A 23,496-nucleotide genomic window follows, 5' to 3' on the forward strand; every position below is an offset into this window, starting at 1 on the left:
CTCAGGAGGTCCGGTGCTCCACCAGGTCGCGCAGCTGCTCCAGATCCGCCCGCACCGTGCGCTCGATCGCGGTCGCCTGCGCGAAACCGTGCGGCGGACCGCCGAACAGCTCCTCCACCGCGGCCGGCTCGTACTCGATCCGCACCTGCACCTGGGTACGGTGCTCGTCCAGCGCGCGCAGCGCGAACGTGCCGCGCAGACGCGGCTCGTCCACCGTCTCCCAGGTCATCACCCGGTTGTGGCCGCGGTCGGTGAAGAAGGCGTCGAACTCCCGGTGGCCGCCGTCCACCTCCACGTCCAGGTGGGCACGGTGACTGCCACGGGCGGAGGCGTGCAGCACGCCCTCGACGAAGCGGGGGTAGTCGGCGATCCGGTGCAGCTGCTCCCAGGCCGCCTCGGCCGGGGCGCCGATCTCGATCTGCTCCTCCAGGGTGCTCATCGCTCTCCTCGCCTCCTCGGTTCCCGCCTCCAGCCTGCCCCCGCAGCGGGCAGGCCCGCAAAAGGCGCGGCCGCGACCCGGCGGAAATCTGTGGCTCCGCGCCGTCACGTCCGCCGCACCGCATCCGTCAGAGGGGTGCCGGAGCAGCCGCGGACGGCCGCGGCGCGAACGAGAGGGAGCACAGCGGTGCAGGCACGGATGCAGAACCCGGCCGTGGTCATCCCCGAGGCCATGCCGGCCGTCCTGGGCGTCCTCAAGGCGGCGAAGAAGGGAGGCGTACCGGAGAGCACCCTCGACCTCGTCCACCTGCGGGCGAGCCAGATCAACGGCTGCAGCTACTGCGTGGTCGGCGGAACGATCGCGGCCCGGAAGGCCGGCGAGAGCTGGTAGACGCGGCGATCGGGGCCGGCGGCAGGCGGCGAACCCGGCCCCGACGTCAGCCGTCAGCCGGGGCGGGTGCGGGGGCCGGGCGGCGGGGGAGCCAGCAGGCGTGCACCAGGACGGCCACGGCCGCGAAGGCGGCGATCACCACGGCCATCGGTAGGGCGGAGCCGGAGCCGCCGAGGCCCACCAGCGGCGCCGCCAGGCCGCCCAGGGCGAACTGCAGCAGGCCCAGCAGGGCCGAGGCGGTGCCCGCGTTGCGCTGCCCGGAGAGCGCCAGCGCGGTGGAGTTCGGCATGATCAACCCCATGGCCGCCACCACCAGGAGGAGCGAGCCGCACACCGCCCACAGCCCGAGCCCCGCCGCCACCGCCACCAGCAGGCCGGCGCCGCCCGCCGCCGAGACCGCCAGGCCCGCGCGCAGCATCGCCCCGGGCGCCCGGCGGCGCAGCAGCCGCGCGTTCAGCTGGCCCAGCAGCACCAGGCCCAGCGCGTTGCCGCCGAACACCAGGGCGAACTGCTGGGCGCTCAGCCCGTACACCTGCTGCAGCACGAAGGAGGAGCCGGATATGTAGGCGAACATCGCGGCGAAGGCGGCGCCCGCCGACAGCGCGTGGCCCATGAAGCGGCGGTCGGCGAGCAGCCCGCCGAAGCTGCGCACCGTCCGGGCCAGGCCGCCGCCGCTGCGGCGCTCCGCGGGCAGCGACTCGGGCAGGGCGAGCACCGCGGCCGCGAGCAGGACGGCGCCGATGGCGGCGAGCACCGCGAAGACCGCGCGCCAGTCGGCGAGGCGGAGGAGCTGGCTGCCGAGGACCGGGGCGAGGATCGGCGCGAGGCCGTTCACCAGCATCAGCAGCGAGAAGAAGCGGGCCGCCTCGGTGCCGTCGTAGAGGTCGCGGACGACCGCCCGGCTGATCACGATGCCCGCGGCGCCGGCCAGGCCCTGCAGCAGCCGGGCGCCGGTGAGGATCTCGGCGTTCGAGGCCACGGCGCAGACCGCGGAGGCGGCGATGTAGCCGGCCAGGCCGACCAGCAGCGGGCCGCGGCGGCCCCGGCGGTCGCTGAGCGGCCCGGCCACCAGCTGGCCGAGGGCGAGCCCGACCATGCAGGCGGTCAGGGTGAGCTGCACGTCGGCGTCCCGCACGCCCAGGTCGCCGGCAAGGGCGGGGAAGGCCGGGAGGTACATGTCGAGGGAGAGCGGCGCGAAGGCGGAGAGCGCGCCGAGGACGACGATCAGCCGCAGGCGCCGCCCACGGCCGGTCGGCGGGAGGGTGAGCGTGGCGGCCGGGGCGGCCGGCCGGGCGGATGCGGGGGTCATCGGCGGCTTCTCCGTCGGTCGGCTCCGGGTGTCGTGCGGGGCCAGGGTAGCCTGATCGCTGACTGCTCAGCAATTGACTGATCAGCCAAATCCGGGCCGGGGCCGGACGGCGGCAGGCCCGGAACGCGGCGGGAGACGATCAGTAGACTCACCCGCCATGGAGATCGCACCGGCGGCGGGCGGCGAAGCACCCGGCGCCCCTTCCGCGGCCGAGGGATTCGCCGCGGCGGCCGAGCGCCCGGCCGTCCACGAGCTCGGCCTGCTGCTGCGCGCCGCCGCCCGCCTCGACCGGGCCATGGACGCCGGAATGCGGGCCGAGTGCGGCCTCAGCCACACCATGTTCGAGGTGCTGCTGATGCTCGCCCGGGCCCGCGGCGAGGGCATCCCGCAGCGGGAGCTCGCCGAGGGGCTCACCCTGACCAGCGGCGGCACCACCCGGCTGATCGACCGGATGGAGCAGGCCGGCCTCGTCCGGCGCACCCCCTCCGCCGAGGACCGCCGGATCACCCTGGTGGAGGCCACCGCGCAGGGGGCCGAGGCGTTCGGGCGGGCCGCCGAGGTGCACGCCCGGATCGTCGACCGGCTCTTCCTCGCGCCGGTGGCCGAGGGGGACCGCCCCCACCTGCTGACGGCGCTGCGCGCGATCGTGGAGAACCCGGAAGCCTGAGCCCGGGGCGGCGGCGCGGCCGGGGCGACGGCGGTGCGGCCGGGGCGCGCGGCTCCGGCCCGGGCCGGCCGGTGTCAGACCGCGAGGTCGGTCAGCCCGGCGAAGACACCGCAGATCTCCCGCGCTGCTTCCCGCATCTCGGTGCTCTCGTGCGGGCGGGCGACCAGCTCGGTGAGGATCAGCAGAGCCGCCTGGAGTGCCGCCATCGGCACCTCGACGGTCCGCAGTCCGCTCAGCACGTCGCTGGCCTGTTCCGCCGCGCTGGTCGTCCAGTTCTGGGTCTGCCGCGGGGCCCGTGCGGCCGCCGGGCGGCGTGGGGCGGGGCTGTCGGGGGAGACCGCACGGTGCGCGGAGGGGAGGCTGTCGGCGGCGCCGAACTCCTGGTGCGCCGGGGGGAGCGGGAGGGCCTGCGCCGGGACGGCGGCCGCTGCGGCCGGGTGACAAGTGTTCATACCGGTACCAACGACGCCGCCGGGACACGGGTGCTGCCCGATCCGGGGCCGGAACGCCGCACGCCGAACGGGCCGGCCCGCGGCCGGGAGGTGCCCCACACGCACCTGGCAGCCGCAGGCCGGGACCTGCGCCGTTCCGGCCGACGGGCCGGAACGGCCACGGGAGCCCGGTCCCGCGCCGCGGGGGGTGGCGCGGAACCGGGCTGCGTCCCAGCATACGGGAGCGCTCCCACTGCCCGGTGGCGGGGGTGCCCCGGGCGGATGCCCGGACGGTCAGCCGCCGGTCTTCTCGCCGATCTGCTTCACGACGCTGTTCCAGGCCTTCCTGGGGTCGGCGCCGTTCCGTGCGATGTCCACCAGGGCGACGTCGCTGATGGCGGCCTTGACCGTGCCGTCCATCCGCCCGATCGGGGCGGGCAGGATCGTGCGGGCGGCGCTCGCGTAGATCCGGCCGGTGGGGGCGTTGTTGAAGTAGGGGTTGGTGGCGTTCTGGACGGTCTGCGACTCCAGCGCGGCGGTGGCCGAGGGCAGGTTGCCGGTCGCGGCGAACACCTTCGCCTGCTGTTCGGGGGCGGTGAGCCAGGCGGCCAGCGCGGCGGCCTCCTTCTGGTGCTTGCCGGCCTTCGGCACGGCGAGGAAGGCGCCGCCCCAGTTGCCGGCGGCCGGTGCGGGCGCGATGTCCCACAGGCCCTCACCGCGGTCGCCCGCGTACTTGCTGATCACACCGGTCATCCAGGACGGGCAGACGATCGTCGCGAAGCCGGAGAGGTACAGTGCCTCGTTCCACTCCGGGCCGAACTGCTTGAGGCCGCTGGTGAGTCCCGAGCGGGCGGCGGACACGGAGAGGTCCCAGGCCTTCCTCACGCCGGGGCTGTCCTCGTATACGAGATCGCCGCGGGCGTCGGAGTACTGCTCGGGCTCGCTGGACAGCACGGCGTTGAACAGGCCGCCGGCCGAGTCGGTGAAGGTCGTCCTCGCCGGTGCGTGCGCCTTGTAGCGGCGGCCGACGTCCACGAACTTCGACCAGTCGCCCGCCCACAGTCTCCCGACCGCCTCGCGGTCGGACGGGAGTCCGGCCTTCTGGAACAGGTCCTTGCGGTAGCAGACGGCCATCGGCCCGGTGTCGGTGCCGAGTCCGACCAGCGCGCCCGAGCGCGTGGTGGCCTGGGCGGACTTCCACGGCAGCCAGGTCGAGGCCCGGACGCCGGGGGCCGTGCGCAGGTCGACGAAGCCGTCCGCGAGCGGCCCGGTGGCCTCGGAGATGTAGCCGACCTCCACGGCCTGGATGTCGGACAGCGGCTTGGTGCCCTGCCCGGCGAGCCCCGCGGCGAGCTCCGTCCAGTACGCCTCGCTGTCCTGGGTGGCCGCCTCGGTGATCACGATCTCCGGGTGCTTCGCCATGTACTCCGCGTACAGCCCGGCCTCCCGGTACCCGAACGAGCCGAAGGTCCCCACCTTCAGGGTGACCGTCTCGCCGAACGGCGACTCGGCCTGCGGCGCGGTGGCGGGGCCGCTGCTGCAGGCGGTCAGGGCGAGCGCCGTACAGCTCAGCGCGGCGACTGCCCTGAGCATTCGTCGTCGGCGGTGGCGGGGCGCGTCCCGGCTTTCGGGCGCGGTCGGCGGCCGGTGTCCGGATCCGGCCGCGGCGGGGGAGCGGGGTGTGCGGCGTCTGGTCCCTGGCATGTGGTGCCTCGTTCACTGACAGATCGGGTGGGAGGCGCCCCACGGGTTCCGTCCGAACACCTGTGGGAGCGCTCCCAGGACCTTGCTGGCAGCATCCCGCACCTGTCAAGGGTTCGGCCCGCCGACGGCCGGAGGATCCCGCATGTCGGATTGGCATGAGCACTCTTCGGTGCGGCGGAGCCGATCGGCCCGGCACGGCCGAGCCGGTCGGTCCGGTACGGCTGGGCGGACCTCAGTCCGCGGGAATCTCCTTCGGCCGGGCGGTCTTGACGCGGTGTTTGAGCGCGAGCAGCGCGCCGGACGGGCCCCGCGGCAGCAGCCGGGTGTCGTCGTGGTGGTCGACCGCGCCGAAGCGGTACTTGTACGGCTCGGTGCCGCGCAGGAAGTCGAAGGTGTGCAGCCCCTGTTCGGCGCAGGCGCGGACGGTCTCGGAGATCAGCACGGTGCCCAGCCGCAGCGGTGCCCAGGCCTGGTCCCAGCCGATCTGGTAGTAGGCGAAGGAGCCGTTCCAGCGGAATCCGTACAGCGCGCCGACGGTGCGGCCGCCGTGCTCGGCGAGGCAGAACGCGGGCCCCTGGCCGTCGGGGGCGGTGGCGGCCGCCGAGCGCTCCAGCAACCGCAGGTGGAGCGGGCGGCGGTGCTCGTCGAAGGTGGTCGGCCGGCCGAGGGCGGCCCGGCGCAGCCGGTGCAGGGCCAGCACGGCGTCCAGGTGCTCGGGCCGGACCTCGGCCGGGGGCACCCAGCGGAACGCCACGCCGGCGGACTCCAGCTTGCGCCGGTAGCGGCGGACGGTGGAGCGGAACTGCCGTGATCCCAGGGCGTCGTGGCCGTCCGTCAGATCGGCGCGCGGACAGGCCGACCGGGCCACGGGGCGGGCCGCCGCGGGCAGCGACCCGGCGGCCGCCGGGTCGAGGTCGGGCAGCCAGAGGGTGGCCCGCCGGGCGCGGGCGGTGAGCCAGTCGCGGACGTCCTCGCGGCGGTGGGCGGCGACGGCCGGGCCGCAGTGGTCGGCGGCGCCCGGGCCGGTGCCGAGCAGGGTCAGGCAGCGGGCGGTGAACGGCAGCCGCGGGTGCAGCCGGAGCCGGGTGTGCAGCAGCGGGACGACGGCCTCGACCCCGCCCCCCGGGCCGCGCCAGACCGCGACCTCGGCCGGGCCGTTCGACGGGCCCGCGGCGCCGAGCGTCTCCCACCAGGAGAGCACCCACTCGGGGGTGGCGAACCACGAGCCGTGCGGGTCGGCGGCGACCAGGCGGCGCCAGCCGTCGACGGTCGCGCCGTCGAGCGCGGACGGCGTGCGGTGGATCTCGGGCCGGTCGCCCGGCGTCGGTGCGGTCATGCGGGTGTCCCCTCCGGCCCGGCGGTCCGGGCCCGCCCCCAGTCGGTCCGTCGCGGCCGCGCCCGTCAGCTGCCGCCGCGCAGGCGGTGCACCGCGGGGTGCAGCCCCGAGAGGATGGTGTCGAACCTGTGCGGGGTTGTGCAGGCGTTCACCCGAAGGCGACTGATCCTTAACGGCTGCCGGGGCAGCCGCCGGTCGTGCCGGTGGTCGAAGAGGAAGGCCGTCCGGTAGTCGAGGCCGGCCAGGGCGCGTTCGGCGTGCGGGTCGGGATTGCCGTTCGGGTAGGCGAACGAGGTCGGCTCCTCGCCGAGCCATCCGGCCAGCAGGTGGTGCGCCCGCTCGACCTGTTCCGCGGACTCCTCGCGGGTGCAGGTGTCCAGGCACGGATGGTCGACGGTGTGGTTGCCGATCGCCACCCCGGCATCGCGCAGGGTGCGCAGGTCCTCGGGCGAGAGCTGGGGCTGGCGGGGCGCCGGTGCGGCGGCGGTACTGCGCAGCCCCTCCAGCCGGCGGCGGCGCTCCCCGTCGGGGAGCCGCTTGAGGAGCCGGACGGCGGCGTCCGGGGCGGTGCCGGGCGGCAGGCCGTCGGCGGTGCCGCCGTGCCCGACCAGGAAGGCCGCCTCGGACCACCAGAACGGCCGGTCGCCGCCGATCAGCCCGGCGATCACGAACGCCGCGGCGGGGATGCCGTGCCGGGCGAGGACCGGCAGGCCGTGGGTGAGCAGCGAGCGGTCGCCGTCGTCGAAGGTGACCAGGACGCTGCGGGGAGGCAGCGGCCGGCCCTCGCGCAGGGCCTGTTCGACGCGGGCCAGCGAGACCGGGCGTGCGGTGCGGGCGAGCCTGGCCATCTGAGCGGCGAAGCTCCGTCGGTCGTCGATGCCGTGGTAGGCGAGGACGGCCAGCCGGCCGGCGGCGAGGGCGCGGAAGACGGGCTGCAGCGGCGAATGGCGCAGCACGGTGTCGATCCGATTCCTGCGGATGTCCGCCGGGGCCGTGCCGGTGATGCCGCCCCTGGCGGCGTGTACGTCCGGCACGCCGCCCCCCTTCGGCCGCCGCCCCGCGCCGTTGCGGACAGCCGAGCCCGTGCTCCCCGGGCATTGCTGATGCGGCGTCAACGGAATCGGACTTTACCACCCCTTGACCTTTCGCCCCGGGTGATTCCTGACAGTTGCCTGAGCACTCTTGACCTGGGGCGAAGACGGAGGAAACTGGTGAATACACCGGAATACCGGGCAGAGCCGCACCGCCGACGGAGACGTCCGACGGCCGTCCGAGTGACCCTGATCCAGGCTCTGGCGAGACCCCCGGCGGGTCGGCGCGCGACGCGTGCAGGAGACGACGGTCCACACACGCGGACGGCAGCAGCCGAGCGCCGGGGATCGTCATGTCCAGGCCCGGCCGGGCGGGCGCCGGGCGGTACCCTCGCGGGCGCCCTCAGGCGTCGGCCCAGTCCCCGGAGGCGACAGGGGCGGGATCGGTGCGCAGAGCGGCTGCCACCCGGGGGCCGGCCAGGTAGACCCAGGCGTCCGCCGCCGTCCCGTCGGTGAGCCGGACGGCCAGCCGCTCGCGGACGTACTCGCCGAGGCCGTCGGGCGTGCAGTCCTCCAGCCGGTCCAACTCGGCGAGCACCCGCGGATAGAGCGCCGGGGCGACGGTCACCAGCTCGCCGCGGACCTGCCACCCCGCACAGGGGACCACGTACGGGTAGCCGGGGCCGCGGTGCAGGGCGGCGCCGTCGAGTACCGCGCCGCGCACCTCGGTGCAGCGCCCGGCCAGGTGGCGCTGGTGGTTGCGGTGGCCGGGACGGAGCGTCCCGTAGACGAAGAACGGCAGCTGGGGCGGCACACGGCCCTCCTGGGCGTCGGGGGTCGCAGCACCGTACCCGGATCGGTGGGTGCGGTGTCAGCGGACCCCGCGCGGCCGGTACTGGATGCTGATGCGCGGCCCGACCGGCCGGGCCGTCTTGGGCACCGCGTGCTCCCAGGTGCGCTGGCAGCTGCCGCCCATCACCAGCAGGTCGCCGTGGCCGAGCAGCCGTTTCACCGCCGGGCCGCCGCCGCGTGGGCGGAGCAGCAGCGGACGGGGCTCGCCGACCGAGACGATGGCGATCATGGTGTCCTGGCGGCCGCCGCGGCCGAGCCGGTCGCCGTGCCAGGCCACGCTGTCCCGGCCGTCCCGGTAGTAGCACAGGCCGGCGGTGGCGAAGGGTTCGCCGAGCTCGCGGGCGTAGTGCGCGCCGAGGGCTGTCCGGGCCGCGGCCAGCACGGGGTGCGGCAGGGCCTCGGGCCCGCCGGCGAAGTCGTCCTCGCCGTAGAAGGCGAGCAGCCGGGGGACGTCGACGACCCGTTCGTACATGGTGCGGCGCTCGGCCTGCCAGGGGACGTCGGCGGCGAGCCGTTCGAACAGGGCGCCCGCACCGCGCAGCCAGCCCGGCTGCTCGTCGATCCAGGCGCCGTCGCCGAGGACGGTGCGCCGGACGGCGTCGAGCGGGCCGGTGCCGATCTCCTCGGTGTCGTCGAACAGCGAACCCTGGAGCTGGAGCATGGCGCCAGCCTACGCCCGATGGGAACATCTGTGCGAATAATTCGCGCGTGCCGCCGGGCCCGCCGGACGAACAGGTTTGAAGGCGGTGCGCGGGCGCCAGGAAACGGGGATGAACCGACCCTCGCCCACCACCCCCCTGCGCCTCTCCGACGATGTCGCCGCGGCTCTCGCCGCCGGCCGCCCCGTGGTCGCCCTCGAGTCGACGATCATCGCCCACGGCCTGCCGCGCCCCCGCAACCTCGCCGTCGCGGTCGAACTCGAGGAGCTCGTCCGGGCCGGCGGCGCCGTCCCGGCGACGATCGCCGTCCTCGACGGCGTGCCGCACATCGGCCTCGACAAGGCCGCGCTGGAGCGGATCGCCACCGACGACTCGCTGCGCAAGTTCGGCTTCCGGGAGCTCGCCCCCGCCCTCGCCACCGGCGCGAGCGGCGCCACCACCGTCTCCGGCACCGCCTTCCTCGCCGCCCGGGCCGGTATCCGGGTCTTCGCCACCGGCGGTCTCGGCGGCGTCCACCGCGACTGGACCACCAGCCAGGACGAGTCCGCCGACCTCGGCCTGCTGGCCCGCACCAGGATTACCGTGGTCTGCGCCGGGGTGAAGTCCATCCTCGACGTGCCCGCCACCCTGGAGCGGCTGGAGACCCTGGGCGTGGCCGTGCTCGGCTACCGCACCGCCGAGTTCCCCGGCTTCTACCTGACCGGCTCCGGCCTGCCGCTGGACTGGACCCTCGACGACCCGGCCCAGGTGGCCGCCGTGATGCGGGCCCAGGACGACCTCGGCGGCACGGACTCCGCGCTGGTGGTCGCCAACCCGGTGCCCCCTGCCGAGCAGCTCGACCCCGAGCTGCACGACCGGGTGCTCGCCGAGGCGCTGGCGGCCGCCGCCGCGGCCGGGGTCACCGGCCAGGCCATCACCCCGTTCCTGCTCGCCCACCTCACCGAGCACACCCGCGGCGCCTCGCTGGAGGCCAACCTCGCGGCCGTCCGCGGCAATGTCCGGCTGGCCGCCGAGATCGCCGTCGCCCGGGCCGCCGACCGGCCGGACCAGGGGCGGCTCGGATGACCGCGGGCCGCGCCCTGTTCGTCGTCGGCGAGGTCGTCACCGACGTGGTCGCCCTGCACGAGGGCCCGCTCGCCCCGCACACCGACACCGCCGCCCGGATCGCCGTGCGGCCGGGCGGCGCCGGCGCGAACGCCGCCGCCTGGGCCGCCGCCGGGGGAGCGGAGGTGCGGCTGCTCGCCCGGGCCGGCGCCGACTCCGCCGACTGGCACCGGGCCGAACTCGCAGCCGCCGGCGTCACCGCCCGCCTCGCGGTCGACCCGCAGGCGCCCACCGCGGTGGTGATCAGCCTGGTCGACGGCCGCGCCGAACGGACCCTGGTCACCGACGGCGGGGCCGCCGTCCGACTCGGACCCGAGGACTGGGACGAGGCCCTGCTGGACGGCGCCGCCCGACTGCACCTCTCCGGCTACCAACTGCTCTCCGGGCCCGGCCGCCGGCTGGCCGCCCTCGCGGTGCCCGCCGCCCGCGCCGCCGGGCTGCCGGTCAGCGCGGACCCGGCGTCCACCGGCTTCCTGCAGCGCGTCGGCCCGGCCGCCGTCCGCGAGGCCTTCGCCGGCGTCGGCCTGCTGCTGCCCAACCGGGCCGAGGCGCACCTGCTGGCTGGCACCGGCGACCCGGCGGCCGCCGCCGAGCGGCTCAGCGCGCTCCACGGCGAGGCGGTGGTGAAGCTCGGCGCCCAGGGCGCGCTGGTGGCCGCGGGCGGTCGGGTGCTGGCCAGGGTGCCGGGGGTGCCCGGGGTCGCCGCGGTCGACTCCACCGGCGCCGGGGACGCCTTCGCCGGCGGACTGCTCGCCGCCCGGCTCGCGGGCGCCGACCCGGTCGAGGCCGCGCGGGCCGGCTGCCGGGCCGGGGCCGCGGCGGTCGCCCTGGTCGGTGCCCGGCCGCCGGCCGGCCGGGCGGGGCGGGACGTACCCGACCGTTCCGCGCCGACCGGCCGGGCCGCCGTGCGATGATCGCCGGGTGGAGCGAGCGACGAGGAGCGGGAGGCGGACGCGCGGCGGTGCGGCCGCCGCCGGGACACTGCTGATCCTGCTCGGCCCGGCCGCGCTGCCGGCCGCCGCGGCCGAGCGGCCGGAGCGCGCCTTCACGATCCACGACAAGCGGATCACCGAGTCCAGCGGCCTCGCCGCCAGCCGCGCCCACCCCGGCGTGTACTGGACGCACAACGACAGCGACGACGGCCCCTACGTCTACGCCGTCGACAGCGAGGGCCGCACCGTCGCGACCGTCACCCTGCGCGGCGTGAAGCCGCGCGACGTCGAGGCGATCTCGCTCGGCCCTGACGGTCGGCTGTACGTCGGCGACATCGGCGACAACCTCGACGGCACCTGGCCCGAGGTGTGGATCTACGCCTTCCCCGAGCCCGCCGAGCTGCGCGACCAGACGGTGTCCGCCGTCCGCTACAAGGTCCGCTACGAGGACGGGCCGCGCGACGCCGAGGCCCTGATGGTGCACCCGGTCACCGGCCGCGCCTACATCGCCAGCAAGAAGCAGTCCGGCGGCGGCCTCTACCAGGGCCCGGAGGCGCTCTCGCCGACCGGCGTCAACACCTTCCGGCGGATCGCCGACGTGCCCTGGGTGACCGACGGCGCGTTCTCCCCCGACGGCGGGCAGCTGGTGCTGCGCGGCTACTTCGACGCCGACCTGTACGGCTGGGACGGCGCCCCGAAGAAGCTCCGCTCGCTCGACGTGCCCTTCCAACGCCAGGGCGAGTCGGTGACCTTCTCCGCGGACGGCTCCGCCGTGCTCTACGGCAGCGAGGGCGCCGAGAGCGACGTCTGGCGGCTGCGGCTGAACGGCGACCGGGCGCCCGAGCCGTCCGGCGCGGCCTCCGCGGCGCCGTCCGGGGGCGCGCGGACGCCGAGCGACAAGGCCGCCGCCGGATCCGCCTCGGACGGCGGCAGCAACCACGCGATCGCCGCGCTCATCGCGGTGGCCGCGGCGCTCGGCCTCGCCAAGCTCTGGTCCGGCCGGAGGAAGGCGAACTGACGATCCGTTGGATTGTCCGACGGGTGCCCGGGCGGGCGGTTAGGCTGCGAGCCGACCGACAGTCGAAAACCCGCGGGAGCGACGCCACATGACGGATAATCAGGCAGAGATCGGTATGTCGATCGTCGCGGGACAGCCGCTCGACGACTGGGAGCCGCCGGAGATCGACACCTCCCTGCCACACTCCGCCCGGGTGTACGACTACTGGCTCGGCGGCAAGGACCACTTCCCCGCCGACCGGGCCCTCGGCGAGGCCTTCGAACAGGCCATCCCCACCATGCGGTCGATGGCCAAGGAGAACCGGGTCTTCCTCGGCCGGGCGGTGCGCCACCTCGTCCGGGACTGCGGCATCCGGCAGTTCCTCGACATCGGCACCGGCATCCCCACCGGCGGCAACACCCACCAGGTCGCCCAGGCCGAGGCCCCGGAGAGCCGGGTGGTGTACGTCGACAACGACCCGATCGTGCTGGCCCACGCCCGCGCCCTGCTGGTCGGCGACGACCGCGGCCGCACCGCCTACCTGCACGCCGACCTGCGCGACCCGGCGGCGATCCTGCGCCACCCGGCGCTCACCGGCACCCTCGACCTCACCGAGCCGGTCGGCCTGGTGCTCGTCGCCGTGCTGATGCTGGTCGCCGACGAGGACGAGCCGCACGCCAAGGTCGCCGAACTGCTCGACGCCCTGCCGTCCGGCAGCCACATCGTCGTCACCCACCCCACCGCCGACTTCGACCCGGAGACCGTCGCCGGCGTGGTCGCCGCCGCCGACCGGGGCAAGCTGACCCTCGTCCCGCGCACCCGCGAGGAGGTCGCCGCCTTCCTCGGCGACTGGGAGATCCTGGAGCCCGGCGTGGTGCCCGTGATGGCCTGGCGCCCGGACGGCGAGCCGCCGGCCGACCCGCGGGCCGCCTGGTACTGGGCGGGCGTCGCCCGAAAGCCCTGAGCACACGCAGCTCCGCGGCGCGCCGGGCGGACCGGTTCGGGCCGGTCCGCCCGGCGCACCGCGTGCGGCACCCGGCCGTCAACGGCCGCCGTTGACCACCGCGCTGGACACCTCGCCCGTGTGCAGGCCCCACCTGTCCAGGATGCGGTCGTACTCGCCGTCCCGGATCAGCCGGTCCAACGCCTTGGCGACCGCCGTGCGTAGCTCGGTGTCCGCCTTGTTCACCGTGATCGCGTACGGGCTGGACTGGATGTGCCCGCCGGTCAGCTCGAACCGGCCACCGCGCTCCGCCGAGGTGTTGTACTGCGCCACCGGGTAGTCGTTGAGGTCCGCGACCGCCGTCCCGTCCTCGACCTGCGCCAGCGCCAGCTCGTCGGTGGCCAGCTCGTGCACCTCCAGCTTCCGGTCGTACCGGCTGCACGCACCCGCCTGGCGGTTCACGATCTCCGCCTGCACCGTGCCCTTCTGCACCGCGACGGCGTGCCCGCAGAGGCTGTCGAGCCCGCTGATGCGGGCCGGGTTGCCGGCCTTCACCAGGATCGAGGTGCTGGTGAAGAAGTAGTCGACGAAGTCGACGCCGGGGCCGGAGGTGTGCCCCTGGTCGTCGATGCCGTTCTGCCGGTAGGTGGTGTCGATCACCGCGGACATCGCCAGGTCGACGTCCCGGGACTGCACGGCCGGGATCAGCCGGTCGAAGGGCATGTCGACGAACTCGATCCGCAGGCCGAGCAGCTTGCCGATCGCCGCGGCGAGGTCCGGGTCCAGGCCCGCGGGCCTGCCGTCGGACTCCTTGAAATCCACCGGGGCGTAGTTGAGGTACGAGCCGATCCGCAGCACACCGGCCTTGCGGACGGCCTTCGGCACCCGGTCGCGCAGGTCGGACGAGCCGTCCGAGGCCGGCGAGGCGGAACTCGCACAGCCGGACAGCAGCAGCCCGGCCGCACCGGCGGCCGCGAGCGCACGTCCGGGCACGCGGGCGCGCCGGGGCAGGGAGGAGTTGAGCATGGTGAGGGAGCTTCCTTCAGGAGGGAGACGGAGGAAGGCAGATGGCACTCACACCGCCGAGGCCGCAGGGTTACGCGACGCGGACCTGGTCCCGTCACCGGAGGCCGCCGCAGGATGGGCAGGCGGCCTGGTCGACCGAGGTACGCCACCGGGGGCGGACCGCCCATCCTTCCACCCCCCGCGCCTCCCCGACCTCCCGGGTCGGTTACCCGGTGGTACCCGGCGGCCGGCCGACCGGCACTGTCGGCGCCGGGCGGTAGCGTCCCGCAGCGACCACCGACGAGCAGCACGGGAGGGCCGATGGCCTGCCGGGGAGTCCACTTCGCACTGACCGCCGACCAGAGCGCGCGGCTGCTCGCCGCCGCGGACGACGAGGAGGTGCTCGCCGTGGTCGAGGAGATCGAGGAGGCCTGGGACCGCGACCACCTCGCCGAGACCGACAAGGCCTGGGACGCCCTGCACCGCTGCCTCGCCGACGGCACCCTGACCTACGAGGGCGGCGACTACCCGCTCTCGCACGCCGTCCTCGGCGGCCTGCCGCTGCACGAGGGCGACGCCTACGTCGCCGTCCTCACCACCCCGGAGGAGGTCGCGGACATCGCCGCCGCCCTGGCCGGCCTCGACGAGGCCTGGCTGCGCGAGCGCTTCTTCGCCCTCGACCCCGAGGACTACGACGGCGCCCGCGACGAGGACGACTTCGCCTACACCCGGTACTGGTTCGGCGAACTGTGCGCCTTCTACGCGCGCGCCGCGGCCGACGGGCGAGCCGCCGTGTTCACCGTCGACCAGTGAGCCGACCGGCGGCCGGCGGCCTCCGTGGTGGGCCTTCCCGCCCCGTGACCTACCGCCCCGGGGCGGCGCTCGGCGGGGCGTCCAGCACCCGGAAGGACAGGCCCGCCGCGACCAGCCGGTCGATCAGCGGCCGCCCCATCGCCACCGCCGTGGTCGACTGCCCCGCGACGGGCGGCAGCTCGTCGAACGCCAGGCAGAGCGCCGACTCTGCGAGCATCTTCGCCGTCTCCCCGTAGCCGGGGTCGCCGCCCGACACCTCCGTGAACACCGTCCGCCCGCCCGCGGCCCGCGCCACGAACCGGACGGCGAACCAGGACCGCGCCCGCTGCTCCGCACCCGGCCCCTCGCCGGGCTTCCGCAGCCGGCCCAGCGCCCGCCGCAGCACCGGCAGTTGGGCGGCAGTGGCGAGAGCCGCGACGGCCGCGACGCCGCCGAGCGCGATCGGCAGCCGCCGCACCGCCGCATAGTGCGTGTAGCCGAAGTCCGGGCCGTAGGCGTCCAGCGCGGCGGCCGAACGGGCCACCACCTGCGGGTCGATCGCGGGCATCGGCACCACCCAGGCCCGGGCCGCCCGCGACCGGTGCGGCCGGCCGATCGGCATGCGCACCCGCCGGCCCTTGGGACGCGGCTCCACCGCCCGCCGCGCCCTGCCCGCCTGCGCCATCGCCCGCGGCCGGGAGAAGGCCGTCATCGCGGAGGCGAAGGTGCCGCCGGAGATCGTGCCGCCGGCCCGGACGAAGCCCTCCACCGAGAGCCGCCCCGCCGGGCCGCCGCGGCGCAGCAGCTCCTCCACCGTGAACAGCACGCCGAGGTCGTGCGGCACCGAGTCGAAGCCGCAGGCGTGCACCAGCCGCGCCCCCGTCGCCACCGCCCGCTCGTGGTACCGCAGGTACATCCGGTCGACGAACTCCGGCTCCCCGGTGAGGTCCACGTAGTCCGTGCCGCTCTCCGCGCAGGCCGCCACCAGCGGCTCGCCGTGCCGCAGGTACGGGCCGACCGTGGACACCACCACCCGGGCGGACGCGGCCACGTCGCGCAGCGCGTCCCGGTCCGCCGCGTCCGCGACCAGCAGTGGCAGGTCCGCGCAGCGCGCGTCGATCGCGGCCAGCCGGTCCCGGACGGCGGAGAGCCGCCCGGCGTCCCGCCCGGCGAGCGCCCAGCGGCAGCCCTCCGGCGCGGCCCGGGCCAGGTACTCGGCGGTCAGCCCGCCGGTGAACCCGGTGGCACCGAACAGGACGAGGTCGTACGGGCGCGGCGCGGCCATCAACAGTCCCTACTCGTGGGTAATCGACTGCGTCACGCTAGGAGCCCGCCGGGGCACTGTCAACGGCCGCGCCGCCCGCGGACGGTGCGGCCGTTGAGAGTGCCAAGTCAGTGCGCGATGCCGTCGATCAGCTCCTGCGCGCCCTGGCGCTTGAGGGCGAGGGCGGTCGACGTGCCGAGGTCCTCCGGGGTGAGCGCGCCGGCCCACTCGTGCGCGTCCAGCACCCGCTTGCCGTCCGGCGAGAACACTCGCCCGCGCATGGAGAGCCGCCCGTCGGCCTCGGCCCGCGCGTAGCCGGCGATCGGCGCGTTGCAGTGCCCCTGCAGCACGTGCAGGAACATCCGCTCGGCCGCCGCCTCCCGCCAGGTCCGCGGGTCGTTGAGGCCGGCCACGGTGTCCATGGTGGCGGTGTCGTCCTCCCGGCACTGCAGGACGAGGATGCCGGCGCCGATCGGCGGGCACATCGCCGCCACATCCAGCACCTCGCTGATCCGCTCGGTGAGGCCGATCCGCTCCAGGCCCGAGACGGCCAGCAGCAGCGCGTCCGCCTCGCCCGCGTCCAGCTTCGCCAGCCGGCTGTTGGCGTTGCCGCGCATCGGCACACAGACCAGGTCCGGGTGCGAGGCCGCCAACTGGGCGACCCGGCGCACCGAGGAGGTGCCGATCCGGGTGCCGGCCGGGAGCTCGTCGAGGGTCAGCCCGCCCGGGTGCACCAGCGCGTCCCGGATGTCGTCACGCGCGAGGTACGCCGCGAACACCGTGCCCGCCGGCAGCGGACGGTCGGCCGGGACGTCCTTCAGACAGTGCACCGCCAGATCGGCCTCGCCGGCCAGCAGCGCCGCGTCGACCTCCTTGGTGAAGGCACCCTTGCCGCCGAGCGCGGCCAGGTCGCCCGTCCAACGGTCGCCCGAGGTGGTGACCGGGACGACCTCCGTCCGGATCCCCGGGTGCAGCACGGCGAGCTCGGCCCGGACCCGCTCCACCTGGGCGAGGGCCATCGGTGACGAACGGGTGACAATGCGCAGCGGTTCGGCCATGGGGGAGATGATAGGCCGTCAACTCGGCCCCTCCCGACCACCGCCCGCCGCCCCGGCCGGAACCTGCGGACCGACACCACCCGACCAGCCCAGCAGCAGGACCGCCACCAGCGCGGCCAGCGCGCACCAGGTGGAGGCGAACGCCAGCCGCCACAGCAGGGCGCACACCACTGCGCCCGCGCCCAGGACCAGGCCCGACCGCCGCAGCGCCGCGTCCCCGCCCAGCAGCAGCGGCCCCACGGTGGCCAGCAGGTAGCCGGCGGTCAGCACCGGCGCCCAGGGCACCCCGACGGCGTACGCCAGGGTGTGGTGGCGCACCTCGGCGGCCACCGGATGGCGCAGCACCGCCACCGTGAGCGGAACGGCCACCAGGGCGCCGAAGACGGCGAGCGCGCCGAGCGTCCGGCGCCGCGGGCTGCCCGGCCCCGCCGCGCACCACACCCCGAAGGGCACCAGCAAGGGCAGCAGCGGCAGTGCGATCAGCGCCCAGACCGTCCGCGCAGCCTGGGCCGGGCCCGCCCCGATCCGGCCGTCCTCGCCCAGCCAGACCGCCGCCTCCACCAGCTGGTGCACGCCGAGCAGCAGCGGCAGCGCGGCCAGCGGCAGCCGCCGCGGATCACGAACCCGCAGCAGGCAGACCGTGCCGAGCCCGGCGACCAGCACCCCGGCCGCCGCGTCCGCCTCCGCACTCCAGCACATCCCGCCTCCTCCGCCCGGTCGCCGCTCAGCCGCCTCCCGGCCCGTCCGGCCGGGGTGTTCGCCAGGACACGAGGACCTCCCCGGCGGCCGTGCGGTCGTCCGGTGCCGTCCGGCGCACCGCCTATCTGCCCTGGCGGCGGGCCGGGGCGTCGGCGAGGCTGTTCCAGAACATCAGCTCGTACGCCTGCAACAGCTGCCCGTACTCGCGCCCCGCGCCGATCCGGCCGCCGTCCGGGGACAGGGACTCCAGCACGGCCACCGCGGCGTCCTCGGCCCCCGGGGCCGGGCGGGCGAAGAAGTCGAAGAAGGCGCAGTCGGTGTCGTCGAAGCCGTAGTGCCGGCGCAGCCCGGTCGCCACCGTGGCGCAGTAGCCGCCCCAGGCGGCGAAGTTGGCGGTGAGCGCGAGCACCACCCCGGCCGGGTCGCCGTTCAGGGCGAGCCAGGCCAGGTAGGCGGGGTACGCCTGGCAGCCCGGCAGCGGCCTGCGGGCCGCCGCCTCGCGCGGGGAGAGGCCGCAGCGGGCGGCGAAGGCCTCCAGCAGCCGCATGGCCTGGGCCTCCCCGTCGGCGAGCCCGGCGAAGTACTCGCCGGCCGGGCCGTCGGAGCAGCGGGCGGCGAGCACCAGCAGGCTCCGCCGGTCGCTCCCGATGATCCGGTACTGCTGCGCGGCGAGCTCCGACAGGACGGTCAGCGGCGCGGTGCCCGCCGCGATCTCGAGGACGAGGCGGTTCTCCCGCTCGCCCGGCGCGAGCTCCCGGCGGACGTCCTCCAGCACCTGGCGCGGTTTGCGGTGCATCCTCGGCCCTCCTCCACTCTGGTCCCACGCTCGTCGGCCGTACCCGACGCGGTCCCGTCTGCCCGGACCGCCGCCGCCCACACGGAGATCCGTGAGCGGGGCCGCCCGGCCAGGGTAGGCAGGGCATCGCCGCCCCGGCGGTTCCCGGCGCGGCGTGGCGGCTGCCGCGCTCCGATCGGGTGCACGGGACGGGGCCGCATGAACGTCGGACCTTGCTGGGAGCGCTCCCAGTTGAGAGAGAGGCCCGACCCTTGACACTTCATTAGTCGTACAGGTCAGCGCGCCCTCGTCGGCCGGAGCAGCTCTATATGCCCCAATCCTTCAAGTGTTGAAGACTGTGGGGCGTATTGACGGGTGATGCGTCGCTGGCTTTGATGAGGGCGATTCCGGCGGACTGCCGCGCTCTGTGTGGGAGCGCTCCCGCAGCGCTCCGGCATCGGCACTCTCGTACCACGGAACGCCCCCACCCGCCGGGCGCCCGCGACCGCCTTCCCCCGGCAGCGGCGCCCGGACAGCCTCCAGAGAGGAACGAGACCCATGCGCCTTCAGCTGCGCCGGCGCCTGACCCGCCGACTCGGCCGCAGTGCCGCGGCACTGGCCGCCGCGACCGCGGTCGTCGCCGCGCCGACCGGCCTGCATGCCGCGCATGCCGCCGCACCCACCGCGCCCGCCGCCGCATCCGCCGGTGCCGGCTACTGGCACACCAACGGCCGACAGATCCTGGACGAGGCGAACCAGCCCGTCCGGATCGCCGGCATCAACTGGTTCGGCTTCGAGACCGGCAACTACGTGGCGCACGGCCTGTGGAGCCGCGACTACAAGAGCATGATCGACCAGATGAAGTCGCTCGGCTACAACACCATCCGGATGCCGTACAGCGACGACATCTTCAAGGGCACCCAACCCGCCAGCATCAACACCTCCGGCGGCATGAACGCCGACCTGGCGGGCCTGAACTCGCTCCAGGTGATGGACAAGCTGGTCGGCTACGCCGGCTCGGTCGGGCTCAAGGTGATCCTCGACCGCCACCGCCCGGACTCCGGTGGCCAGTCGGCACTCTGGTACACCTCGGCTGTCCCCGAGTCGACCTGGCTCGCCAACCTCAAGTCCATCGCGGCCCGGTACGCCGGCAACACCGCCGTGGTCGGCATCGACCTGCACAACGAGCCGCACGACCCGGCCTGCTGGGGCTGCGGCGACACCGCGACCGACTGGCGGCTCGCCGCCCAGCGCGGCGGCGAGGCGGTGCTCTCCGCCAACTCCAAGCTGCTGATCTTCGTCGAGGGCGTGCAGACATTCAACGGCAGCTCCACCTGGTGGGGCGGCAACCTGCAGGGCGCCGGCCAGTACCCCGTCCAACTGAGCGTCCCCAACCGGGTGGTGTACTCCGCGCACGACTACGCGACCAGCGTCGCGCAGCAGCCGTGGTTCTCCGACCCGTCCTTCCCCGCCAACATGCCGGCGATCTGGGACAAGAACTGGGGCTACCTGTTCAAGCAGGACATCGCCCCCGTCTGGGTCGGCGAGTTCGGCACCACCCTGCAGTCGACGACCGACCAGCAGTGGCTCAAGGCCCTTGTGCAGTACCTGCGGCCGACCGCCCAGTACGGCGCCGACAGCCTCAGCTGGACGTTCTGGTCCTGGAACCCCAACTCCGGTGACACCGGCGGCATCCTCAACGACGACTGGACGACCGTCAACACCGTCAAGGACGGCTACCTCGCCGACATCAAGGCACCCGGCTTCGGCGGCACCGGCGGCGGGGGCGGCGACACCACCGTACCCAGCACACCGGCCGGACTCACCGTCACAGGCACCACGGCGAGCAGCATCTCGCTCTCCTGGACGGCCGCCACCGACAACACCGGCGTGACCGGGTACGACGTCTACCGCGGCAGCGCCAAGGTCGCCACCGCCACCGCCACCTCCTACACCGACAGCGGGCTGACCGCCGCCACCGCGTACAGCTACACCGTGCGGGCCCGGGACGCGGCCGGGAACGTCTCCGCCGCCTCCACCGCCGTCACCGCCACCACGGCCCCGGCCGGGAGCAACGCAGGCTGCACCGCCGCACTCACGCTCAACGACTGGGGTACCGGCCTCACCGCCAACGTCACCGTCACCAACACCGGCACCACGCCCACGAAGAGCTGGAAGGTCGTCTGGCAGTGGCCCACCGGCCTCAAGGTCACCGGCAGCTGGAGCGCGGACGTCCAGCAGAGCGGACAGACCGTCAGCGCCGCCAACCTCGCGTACAACGGCGTGCTCGCCCCGGCCGGCTCCACCACCTTCGGCGTCCAGGCCACCCGCACCGACAGCGGAGCGGTCGCCACCGCCGTCCCCACCTGCACCGCCACCTCCTGACCCGCGGCGCGGGACGGTGACCTGACCCCCCCTCCCGCGCCCGGCACGACACCGCCGCCGGGGAGCCCGCACTCCCCGGCGGCGGTGTCACCCCACGGGCGCCCCGGCCCGCCGGCGGGTGAGCCCCAACGACGAGATGCCGTCCCTGGTACACGGCTTCGGCCCGCTGGTCGCCGTCAGTCCGCTTCGGCCGGGTCGACGGCGACGAGCTCGACCTCGAAGCCGTCGGTGTTCTCCAGGTACGCCGCGTACGACTGGTCGCCGCCGGCATGCGGGTGCCGGTCGGGGAACATCAGCGTCCAGCCGTGCCGCGGTGCCTCGGCGACCAAGGCGTCCACCGCGTCCCGGCCCTCGACATGGAACGCCAGGTGGTTCAGCCCGGGCCGGCACCGGTCGTGCCGGTCAGCGGTGAGCGCCGGGGACTGCTCGACGACCAGGTAGGTCGCACCGAGCCGCCAGCTGCGGCCGTCGCTCCAGCTCTGGAACAGCGAGTGGCCGAGAGCCTCCAGCAGCCAGCCGAAGGAGTCGACGGCGCGGCCGAGGTCGGACACCCAGATCTCGACGTGGTGCAGCACTCCGGTCGCCGGGCGCGTCACGGCACCACCGGGAGTCGGTTCGGTCGGCTTCAACAGCATCTCCGGCTTCGGTCGTGTCCTATCCCCATCGGCAGTGGATGCGCCGACGCTTCCGGGCGAGGGCGGCCACCCCCTCCAGGATCTCGACTGCCGTCTCCGCCGTGATGGAGTCGGGATCTCCGTCCTGGGCTTCCAGATCAGCCCATTCCGCGGCAATTCCGTGCAGCCGATCCTGGCCGGCGGCGGCGAGGGCGACGCACAGGCGGTCCGAGAGCGCAAACTTCTGGTACCCGTCGTTCGCCATGGGCGCGGCGACGCGCGGTTCTCCTTGGGTCCTGAGCTCTTCGACCGTGAGGCCGGTGAGACGGCTCTCCCAGAAGAGAACGGCGTCATCCGGACAGAAGCACTCACAGGTCAGCGACTCGGAGGCGCGACCGCCCAGGAAGAACTCGACGTCCATCCCCGCATCATCCCAGGCGATTCGGGAGGACACGTGGTGATCCCCTCGGCCCCGGCCAGGCACTGGCGGGGCCGAGGGGACGTTTCGTGGCGTCCTAGGCGCCCGGCTCCCAGGCCACGAGGAGGTCGAGGACACGGCGGTCCCCGTCGAGCTTCAGGGACTCCACCGGACTGCGGCCGTAGAAGGCGAGGACCAGCTCACCCGCCGTGCCCGAGGCGTTGACGTAGGCCGTGTCGGCCTCACCGGGTGACGTGGTAGTCAACAGAGGATCGAGCTCACGGAGCGGCAGCAGACGCGTGACTGGCGGGCACCGCCCGCTGCGGGAGTCCGGCGATTGGTGCTCAACTGGCGCTCCATCAGATTCAGGCCCTGAACCGGCCTTTGTGGCAGACAACGTGCCATTGGAATGCGGCGCCCCGGCCTGTCAGCCGCGGCCGAACGATGCGCGGCCCTTCTGGTCCTCTGCCCACGGATGCGCCCGGCACTCCTTGACCGTCAGCTCGCATCAGTCCGTCAGCGGCGGATCGGTGGGTCCCGGAGCCACCAGAACTGTTTGTGCGGCGGATGTCGTTCGCCGATCATGAGAGGTCTACTGGATGCTCCAGCGGTGCGGGTGGTCGGGATTGTCGGGACAGGCGAAGATGTTGAGCTCGCCCCAGCGGCCCACGGTGACCAGCGTCGGACTGGCGTGTGGGTGAGGGGGTAGGCCTTGCTCCTCCAGCGGCGTCCAGCTGCCGCTGCCGCCGTCCCACTCCGAACTGTCGACGGTCAGCAGCAGGTGCATAGGTGTCCCGCAGGTGTGACAGTCCATGGGAGCCGGATCTGTGGCGTGCCAGGAGGCGAAGCCGCCGACGCGCCAGCCCGGCGGGATGGACAGGTCGTACTGGTAGCCGACCACCGATTCGGCGTCCTCGCCCTCCGACTGCTCGGCCTCCTCCTCCAGCGCTTCTTCCCAGGCGTCGATCCGAGCGCACAGGTCCTCCGGGAGGAGGCCGGCGAACGGGTAGGTGGCCACCTGCTCCGGATGCAAGACGCACGGCTCCGGCACGTACCCCTGATGACCGACGACCTCCGGCAGCGGCGGTGCGGCCAGCACCTCGGTGACCTCCCACGACCGGCGCCAGCGAAGGTCGAGCAGCATCCCGGAGCGGCTCGGGCCATGTGCGTCGAAAGGGCACCAGAACACCTGGAGCAGATCGCAGTCGTCCGGGCCTGCGGGCAGGTCGGGTATGTCCCTCCGGTACAGCTGCGCAAGGCCGATCAGCGGCAGGGGATATGTCGCGGCAGGCCCTTCGACGCGGTGTCGCCGGTCGAGTTCATCGAGCAACTGTCGTTCCTCGTCGGTGGGGCCGGGGTTTGGTTCACGACGCCATGCAGATGCCAGGATCTGCCGTCGCCGGTGGATGTCGGTCGGACGGTGGCCGCGTGCGTGGTTGTGAGGCTCGGTGCATGCCGGCCAGGGTTCGCTTGACGGCCACAACAGCGGCCCGCCCACCGAGCTCGTCGCTATGTCCGGTCGCCCCGGGCGTGGATGGAGCCGGGTGGTGGTGCCTCGGTGGGCCGAAAGCTCTGGGAAGAGCGCCTCGACATCGAGCGGGCGCGGCGGCGTGGTCCTCGACATGCATGCGACCTTAGACAGCTGGCAGCCACCGTGATTCGGCGCCCCTTGAGGCAGCCACCTGCACATCA

25 protein-coding genes are annotated in these 23,496 nt (G+C 74.7%); 8 read left to right on the forward strand and 17 right to left on the reverse strand.

Features of this window, described 5'->3' with window-relative positions; genetic code table 11:
• Position 1: 1 nt before the first annotated feature.
• Positions 2-439, reverse strand: coding sequence for an SRPBCC family protein (locus AB0P35_RS01880; protein WP_095871755.1), 438 nt, complete (start codon positions 437-439; stop codon positions 2-4).
• 186 nt (positions 440-625) lie between these two features.
• On the opposite strand from AB0P35_RS01880, the gene AB0P35_RS01885 reads away from it, so the two are divergent.
• A complete protein-coding gene (locus tag AB0P35_RS01885) occupies positions 626-829 on the forward strand; it encodes a carboxymuconolactone decarboxylase family protein (protein ID WP_363505063.1) in 204 nt (67 codons plus the stop codon).
• Positions 830-875: 46 nt separating this feature from the next.
• On the opposite strand, the gene AB0P35_RS01890 is transcribed toward AB0P35_RS01885, so the two are convergent.
• Positions 876-2,138 carry a multidrug effflux MFS transporter gene (locus AB0P35_RS01890; RefSeq protein ID WP_363505066.1) on the reverse strand — a complete coding sequence of 421 codons (1,263 nt, stop codon included), beginning with the start codon at positions 2,136-2,138 and terminating at the stop codon, positions 876-878.
• Positions 2,139-2,295: 157 nt separating this feature from the next.
• Between AB0P35_RS01890 and AB0P35_RS01895 the strand changes: the two genes are divergently transcribed.
• Complete coding sequence (locus AB0P35_RS01895) at positions 2,296-2,805, forward strand: MarR family transcriptional regulator (RefSeq protein WP_363505069.1); 510 nt, start codon at positions 2,296-2,298, stop codon at positions 2,803-2,805.
• Positions 2,806-2,879: 74 nt separating this feature from the next.
• On the opposite strand, the gene AB0P35_RS01900 is transcribed toward AB0P35_RS01895, so the two are convergent.
• The 6 genes from AB0P35_RS01900 to AB0P35_RS01925 all read right to left on the reverse strand — a co-directional run bounded on the left by AB0P35_RS01900 (position 2,880) and on the right by AB0P35_RS01925 (position 8,820).
• Positions 2,880-3,257, reverse strand: a complete 378-nt coding sequence (locus AB0P35_RS01900; RefSeq protein WP_363505072.1) for a hypothetical protein — start codon at positions 3,255-3,257, stop codon at positions 2,880-2,882.
• Positions 3,258-3,530: 273 nt separating this feature from the next.
• Positions 3,531-4,829, reverse strand: coding sequence for an ABC transporter substrate-binding protein (locus AB0P35_RS01905; RefSeq protein ID WP_363505075.1), 1,299 nt, complete (start codon positions 4,827-4,829; stop codon positions 3,531-3,533).
• Positions 4,830-5,172: 343 nt separating this feature from the next.
• A complete protein-coding gene (locus tag AB0P35_RS01910) occupies positions 5,173-6,276 on the reverse strand; it encodes a GNAT family N-acetyltransferase (protein ID WP_363505078.1) in 1,104 nt (367 codons plus the stop codon).
• 65 nt (positions 6,277-6,341) lie between these two features.
• The gene (locus AB0P35_RS01915) at positions 6,342-7,310 is read right to left on the reverse strand and encodes a polysaccharide deacetylase family protein (protein WP_363505081.1); all 969 of its coding nucleotides are present in this window, start codon (positions 7,308-7,310) and stop codon (positions 6,342-6,344) included.
• Between the two features lie 400 nt (positions 7,311-7,710).
• On the reverse strand, positions 7,711-8,121 hold the full coding sequence (locus AB0P35_RS01920) for a gamma-glutamylcyclotransferase family protein (protein ID WP_363505084.1): 411 nt from the start codon (positions 8,119-8,121) through the stop codon (positions 7,711-7,713).
• Positions 8,122-8,178: 57 nt separating this feature from the next.
• Positions 8,179-8,820 carry an alpha-ketoglutarate-dependent dioxygenase AlkB gene (locus tag AB0P35_RS01925; RefSeq protein ID WP_095871747.1) on the reverse strand — a complete coding sequence of 214 codons (642 nt, stop codon included), beginning with the start codon at positions 8,818-8,820 and terminating at the stop codon, positions 8,179-8,181.
• A 109-nt stretch (positions 8,821-8,929) separates the two neighbouring features.
• Between AB0P35_RS01925 and AB0P35_RS01930 the strand changes: the two genes are divergently transcribed.
• The 4 genes from AB0P35_RS01930 (at position 8,930) to AB0P35_RS01945 (ending at position 12,815) form a co-directional block, all read left to right on the forward strand.
• Positions 8,930-9,883, forward strand: coding sequence for a pseudouridine-5'-phosphate glycosidase (locus tag AB0P35_RS01930; RefSeq protein WP_363505087.1), 954 nt, complete (start codon positions 8,930-8,932; stop codon positions 9,881-9,883).
• Positions 9,880-10,836, forward strand: coding sequence for a PfkB family carbohydrate kinase (locus tag AB0P35_RS01935; protein ID WP_363505090.1), 957 nt, complete (start codon positions 9,880-9,882; stop codon positions 10,834-10,836). The genes AB0P35_RS01930 and AB0P35_RS01935 overlap by 4 nt, the downstream gene beginning before the upstream one ends.
• Positions 10,837-10,906: 70 nt before the next feature.
• The gene (locus tag AB0P35_RS01940; protein ID WP_363505747.1) at positions 10,907-11,872 is read left to right on the forward strand and encodes a hypothetical protein; all 966 of its coding nucleotides are present in this window, start codon (positions 10,907-10,909) and stop codon (positions 11,870-11,872) included.
• An 88-nt stretch (positions 11,873-11,960) separates the two neighbouring features.
• Positions 11,961-12,815: an SAM-dependent methyltransferase gene (locus AB0P35_RS01945; protein ID WP_363505093.1), complete on the forward strand. Its 855-nt coding sequence runs from the start codon at positions 11,961-11,963 to the stop codon at positions 12,813-12,815.
• Positions 12,816-12,893: 78 nt separating this feature from the next.
• Here the strand turns inward: AB0P35_RS01945 and AB0P35_RS01950 are convergent, their stop codons facing one another.
• Positions 12,894-13,820 carry an ABC transporter substrate-binding protein gene (locus tag AB0P35_RS01950; protein ID WP_363505096.1) on the reverse strand — a complete coding sequence of 309 codons (927 nt, stop codon included), beginning with the start codon at positions 13,818-13,820 and terminating at the stop codon, positions 12,894-12,896.
• Between the two features lie 300 nt (positions 13,821-14,120).
• Here AB0P35_RS01950 and AB0P35_RS01955 point away from each other — a divergent pair, with 300 nt between their 5' ends.
• Complete coding sequence (locus AB0P35_RS01955) at positions 14,121-14,612, forward strand: DUF1877 family protein (RefSeq protein ID WP_363505098.1); 492 nt, start codon at positions 14,121-14,123, stop codon at positions 14,610-14,612.
• A 49-nt stretch (positions 14,613-14,661) separates the two neighbouring features.
• Here AB0P35_RS01955 and AB0P35_RS01960 read toward each other — a convergent pair whose 3' ends face one another.
• The 4 genes from AB0P35_RS01960 to AB0P35_RS01975 form a co-directional block, all read right to left on the reverse strand.
• A complete protein-coding gene (locus AB0P35_RS01960; protein ID WP_363505101.1) occupies positions 14,662-15,876 on the reverse strand; it encodes a saccharopine dehydrogenase NADP-binding domain-containing protein in 1,215 nt (404 codons plus the stop codon).
• A gap of 107 nt (positions 15,877-15,983) precedes the next feature.
• The gene (gene hemC, locus AB0P35_RS01965) at positions 15,984-16,913 is read right to left on the reverse strand and encodes a hydroxymethylbilane synthase (protein WP_363505104.1); all 930 of its coding nucleotides are present in this window, start codon (positions 16,911-16,913) and stop codon (positions 15,984-15,986) included.
• An 18-nt stretch (positions 16,914-16,931) separates the two neighbouring features.
• The gene (locus AB0P35_RS01970) at positions 16,932-17,612 is read right to left on the reverse strand and encodes a DUF6629 family protein (RefSeq protein ID WP_363505107.1); all 681 of its coding nucleotides are present in this window, start codon (positions 17,610-17,612) and stop codon (positions 16,932-16,934) included.
• 121 nt (positions 17,613-17,733) lie between these two features.
• Positions 17,734-18,408, reverse strand: coding sequence for a transcriptional regulator (locus AB0P35_RS01975; RefSeq protein WP_363505110.1), 675 nt, complete (start codon positions 18,406-18,408; stop codon positions 17,734-17,736).
• A 537-nt stretch (positions 18,409-18,945) separates the two neighbouring features.
• Here AB0P35_RS01975 and AB0P35_RS01980 point away from each other — a divergent pair.
• Positions 18,946-20,772 (forward strand): cellulase family glycosylhydrolase, encoded by a 1,827-nt coding sequence (locus tag AB0P35_RS01980; RefSeq protein ID WP_363505113.1) that lies wholly within the window; start codon positions 18,946-18,948, stop codon positions 20,770-20,772.
• A 176-nt stretch (positions 20,773-20,948) separates the two neighbouring features.
• Here the strand turns inward: AB0P35_RS01980 and AB0P35_RS01985 are convergent, their stop codons facing one another.
• The 4 genes from AB0P35_RS01985 to AB0P35_RS02000 all read right to left on the reverse strand — a co-directional run bounded on the left by AB0P35_RS01985 (position 20,949) and on the right by AB0P35_RS02000 (position 23,428).
• Positions 20,949-21,368 (reverse strand): VOC family protein, encoded by a 420-nt coding sequence (locus AB0P35_RS01985; RefSeq protein ID WP_363505116.1) that lies wholly within the window; start codon positions 21,366-21,368, stop codon positions 20,949-20,951.
• Between the two features lie 58 nt (positions 21,369-21,426).
• Entirely contained in the window at positions 21,427-21,807 is a 381-nt protein-coding gene (locus AB0P35_RS01990) for a hypothetical protein (RefSeq protein ID WP_363505119.1), read from the reverse strand.
• Between the two features lie 94 nt (positions 21,808-21,901).
• Complete coding sequence (locus AB0P35_RS01995; protein WP_363505122.1) at positions 21,902-22,069, reverse strand: hypothetical protein; 168 nt, start codon at positions 22,067-22,069, stop codon at positions 21,902-21,904.
• Between the two features lie 327 nt (positions 22,070-22,396).
• The gene (locus tag AB0P35_RS02000) at positions 22,397-23,428 is read right to left on the reverse strand and encodes a hypothetical protein (RefSeq protein WP_363505125.1); all 1,032 of its coding nucleotides are present in this window, start codon (positions 23,426-23,428) and stop codon (positions 22,397-22,399) included.
• Positions 23,429-23,496: the final 68 nt, after the last annotated feature.

The organism is Kitasatospora sp. NPDC085879, from assembly GCF_040686255.1.
GTDB lineage: Bacteria > Actinomycetota > Actinomycetes > Streptomycetales > Streptomycetaceae > Kitasatospora.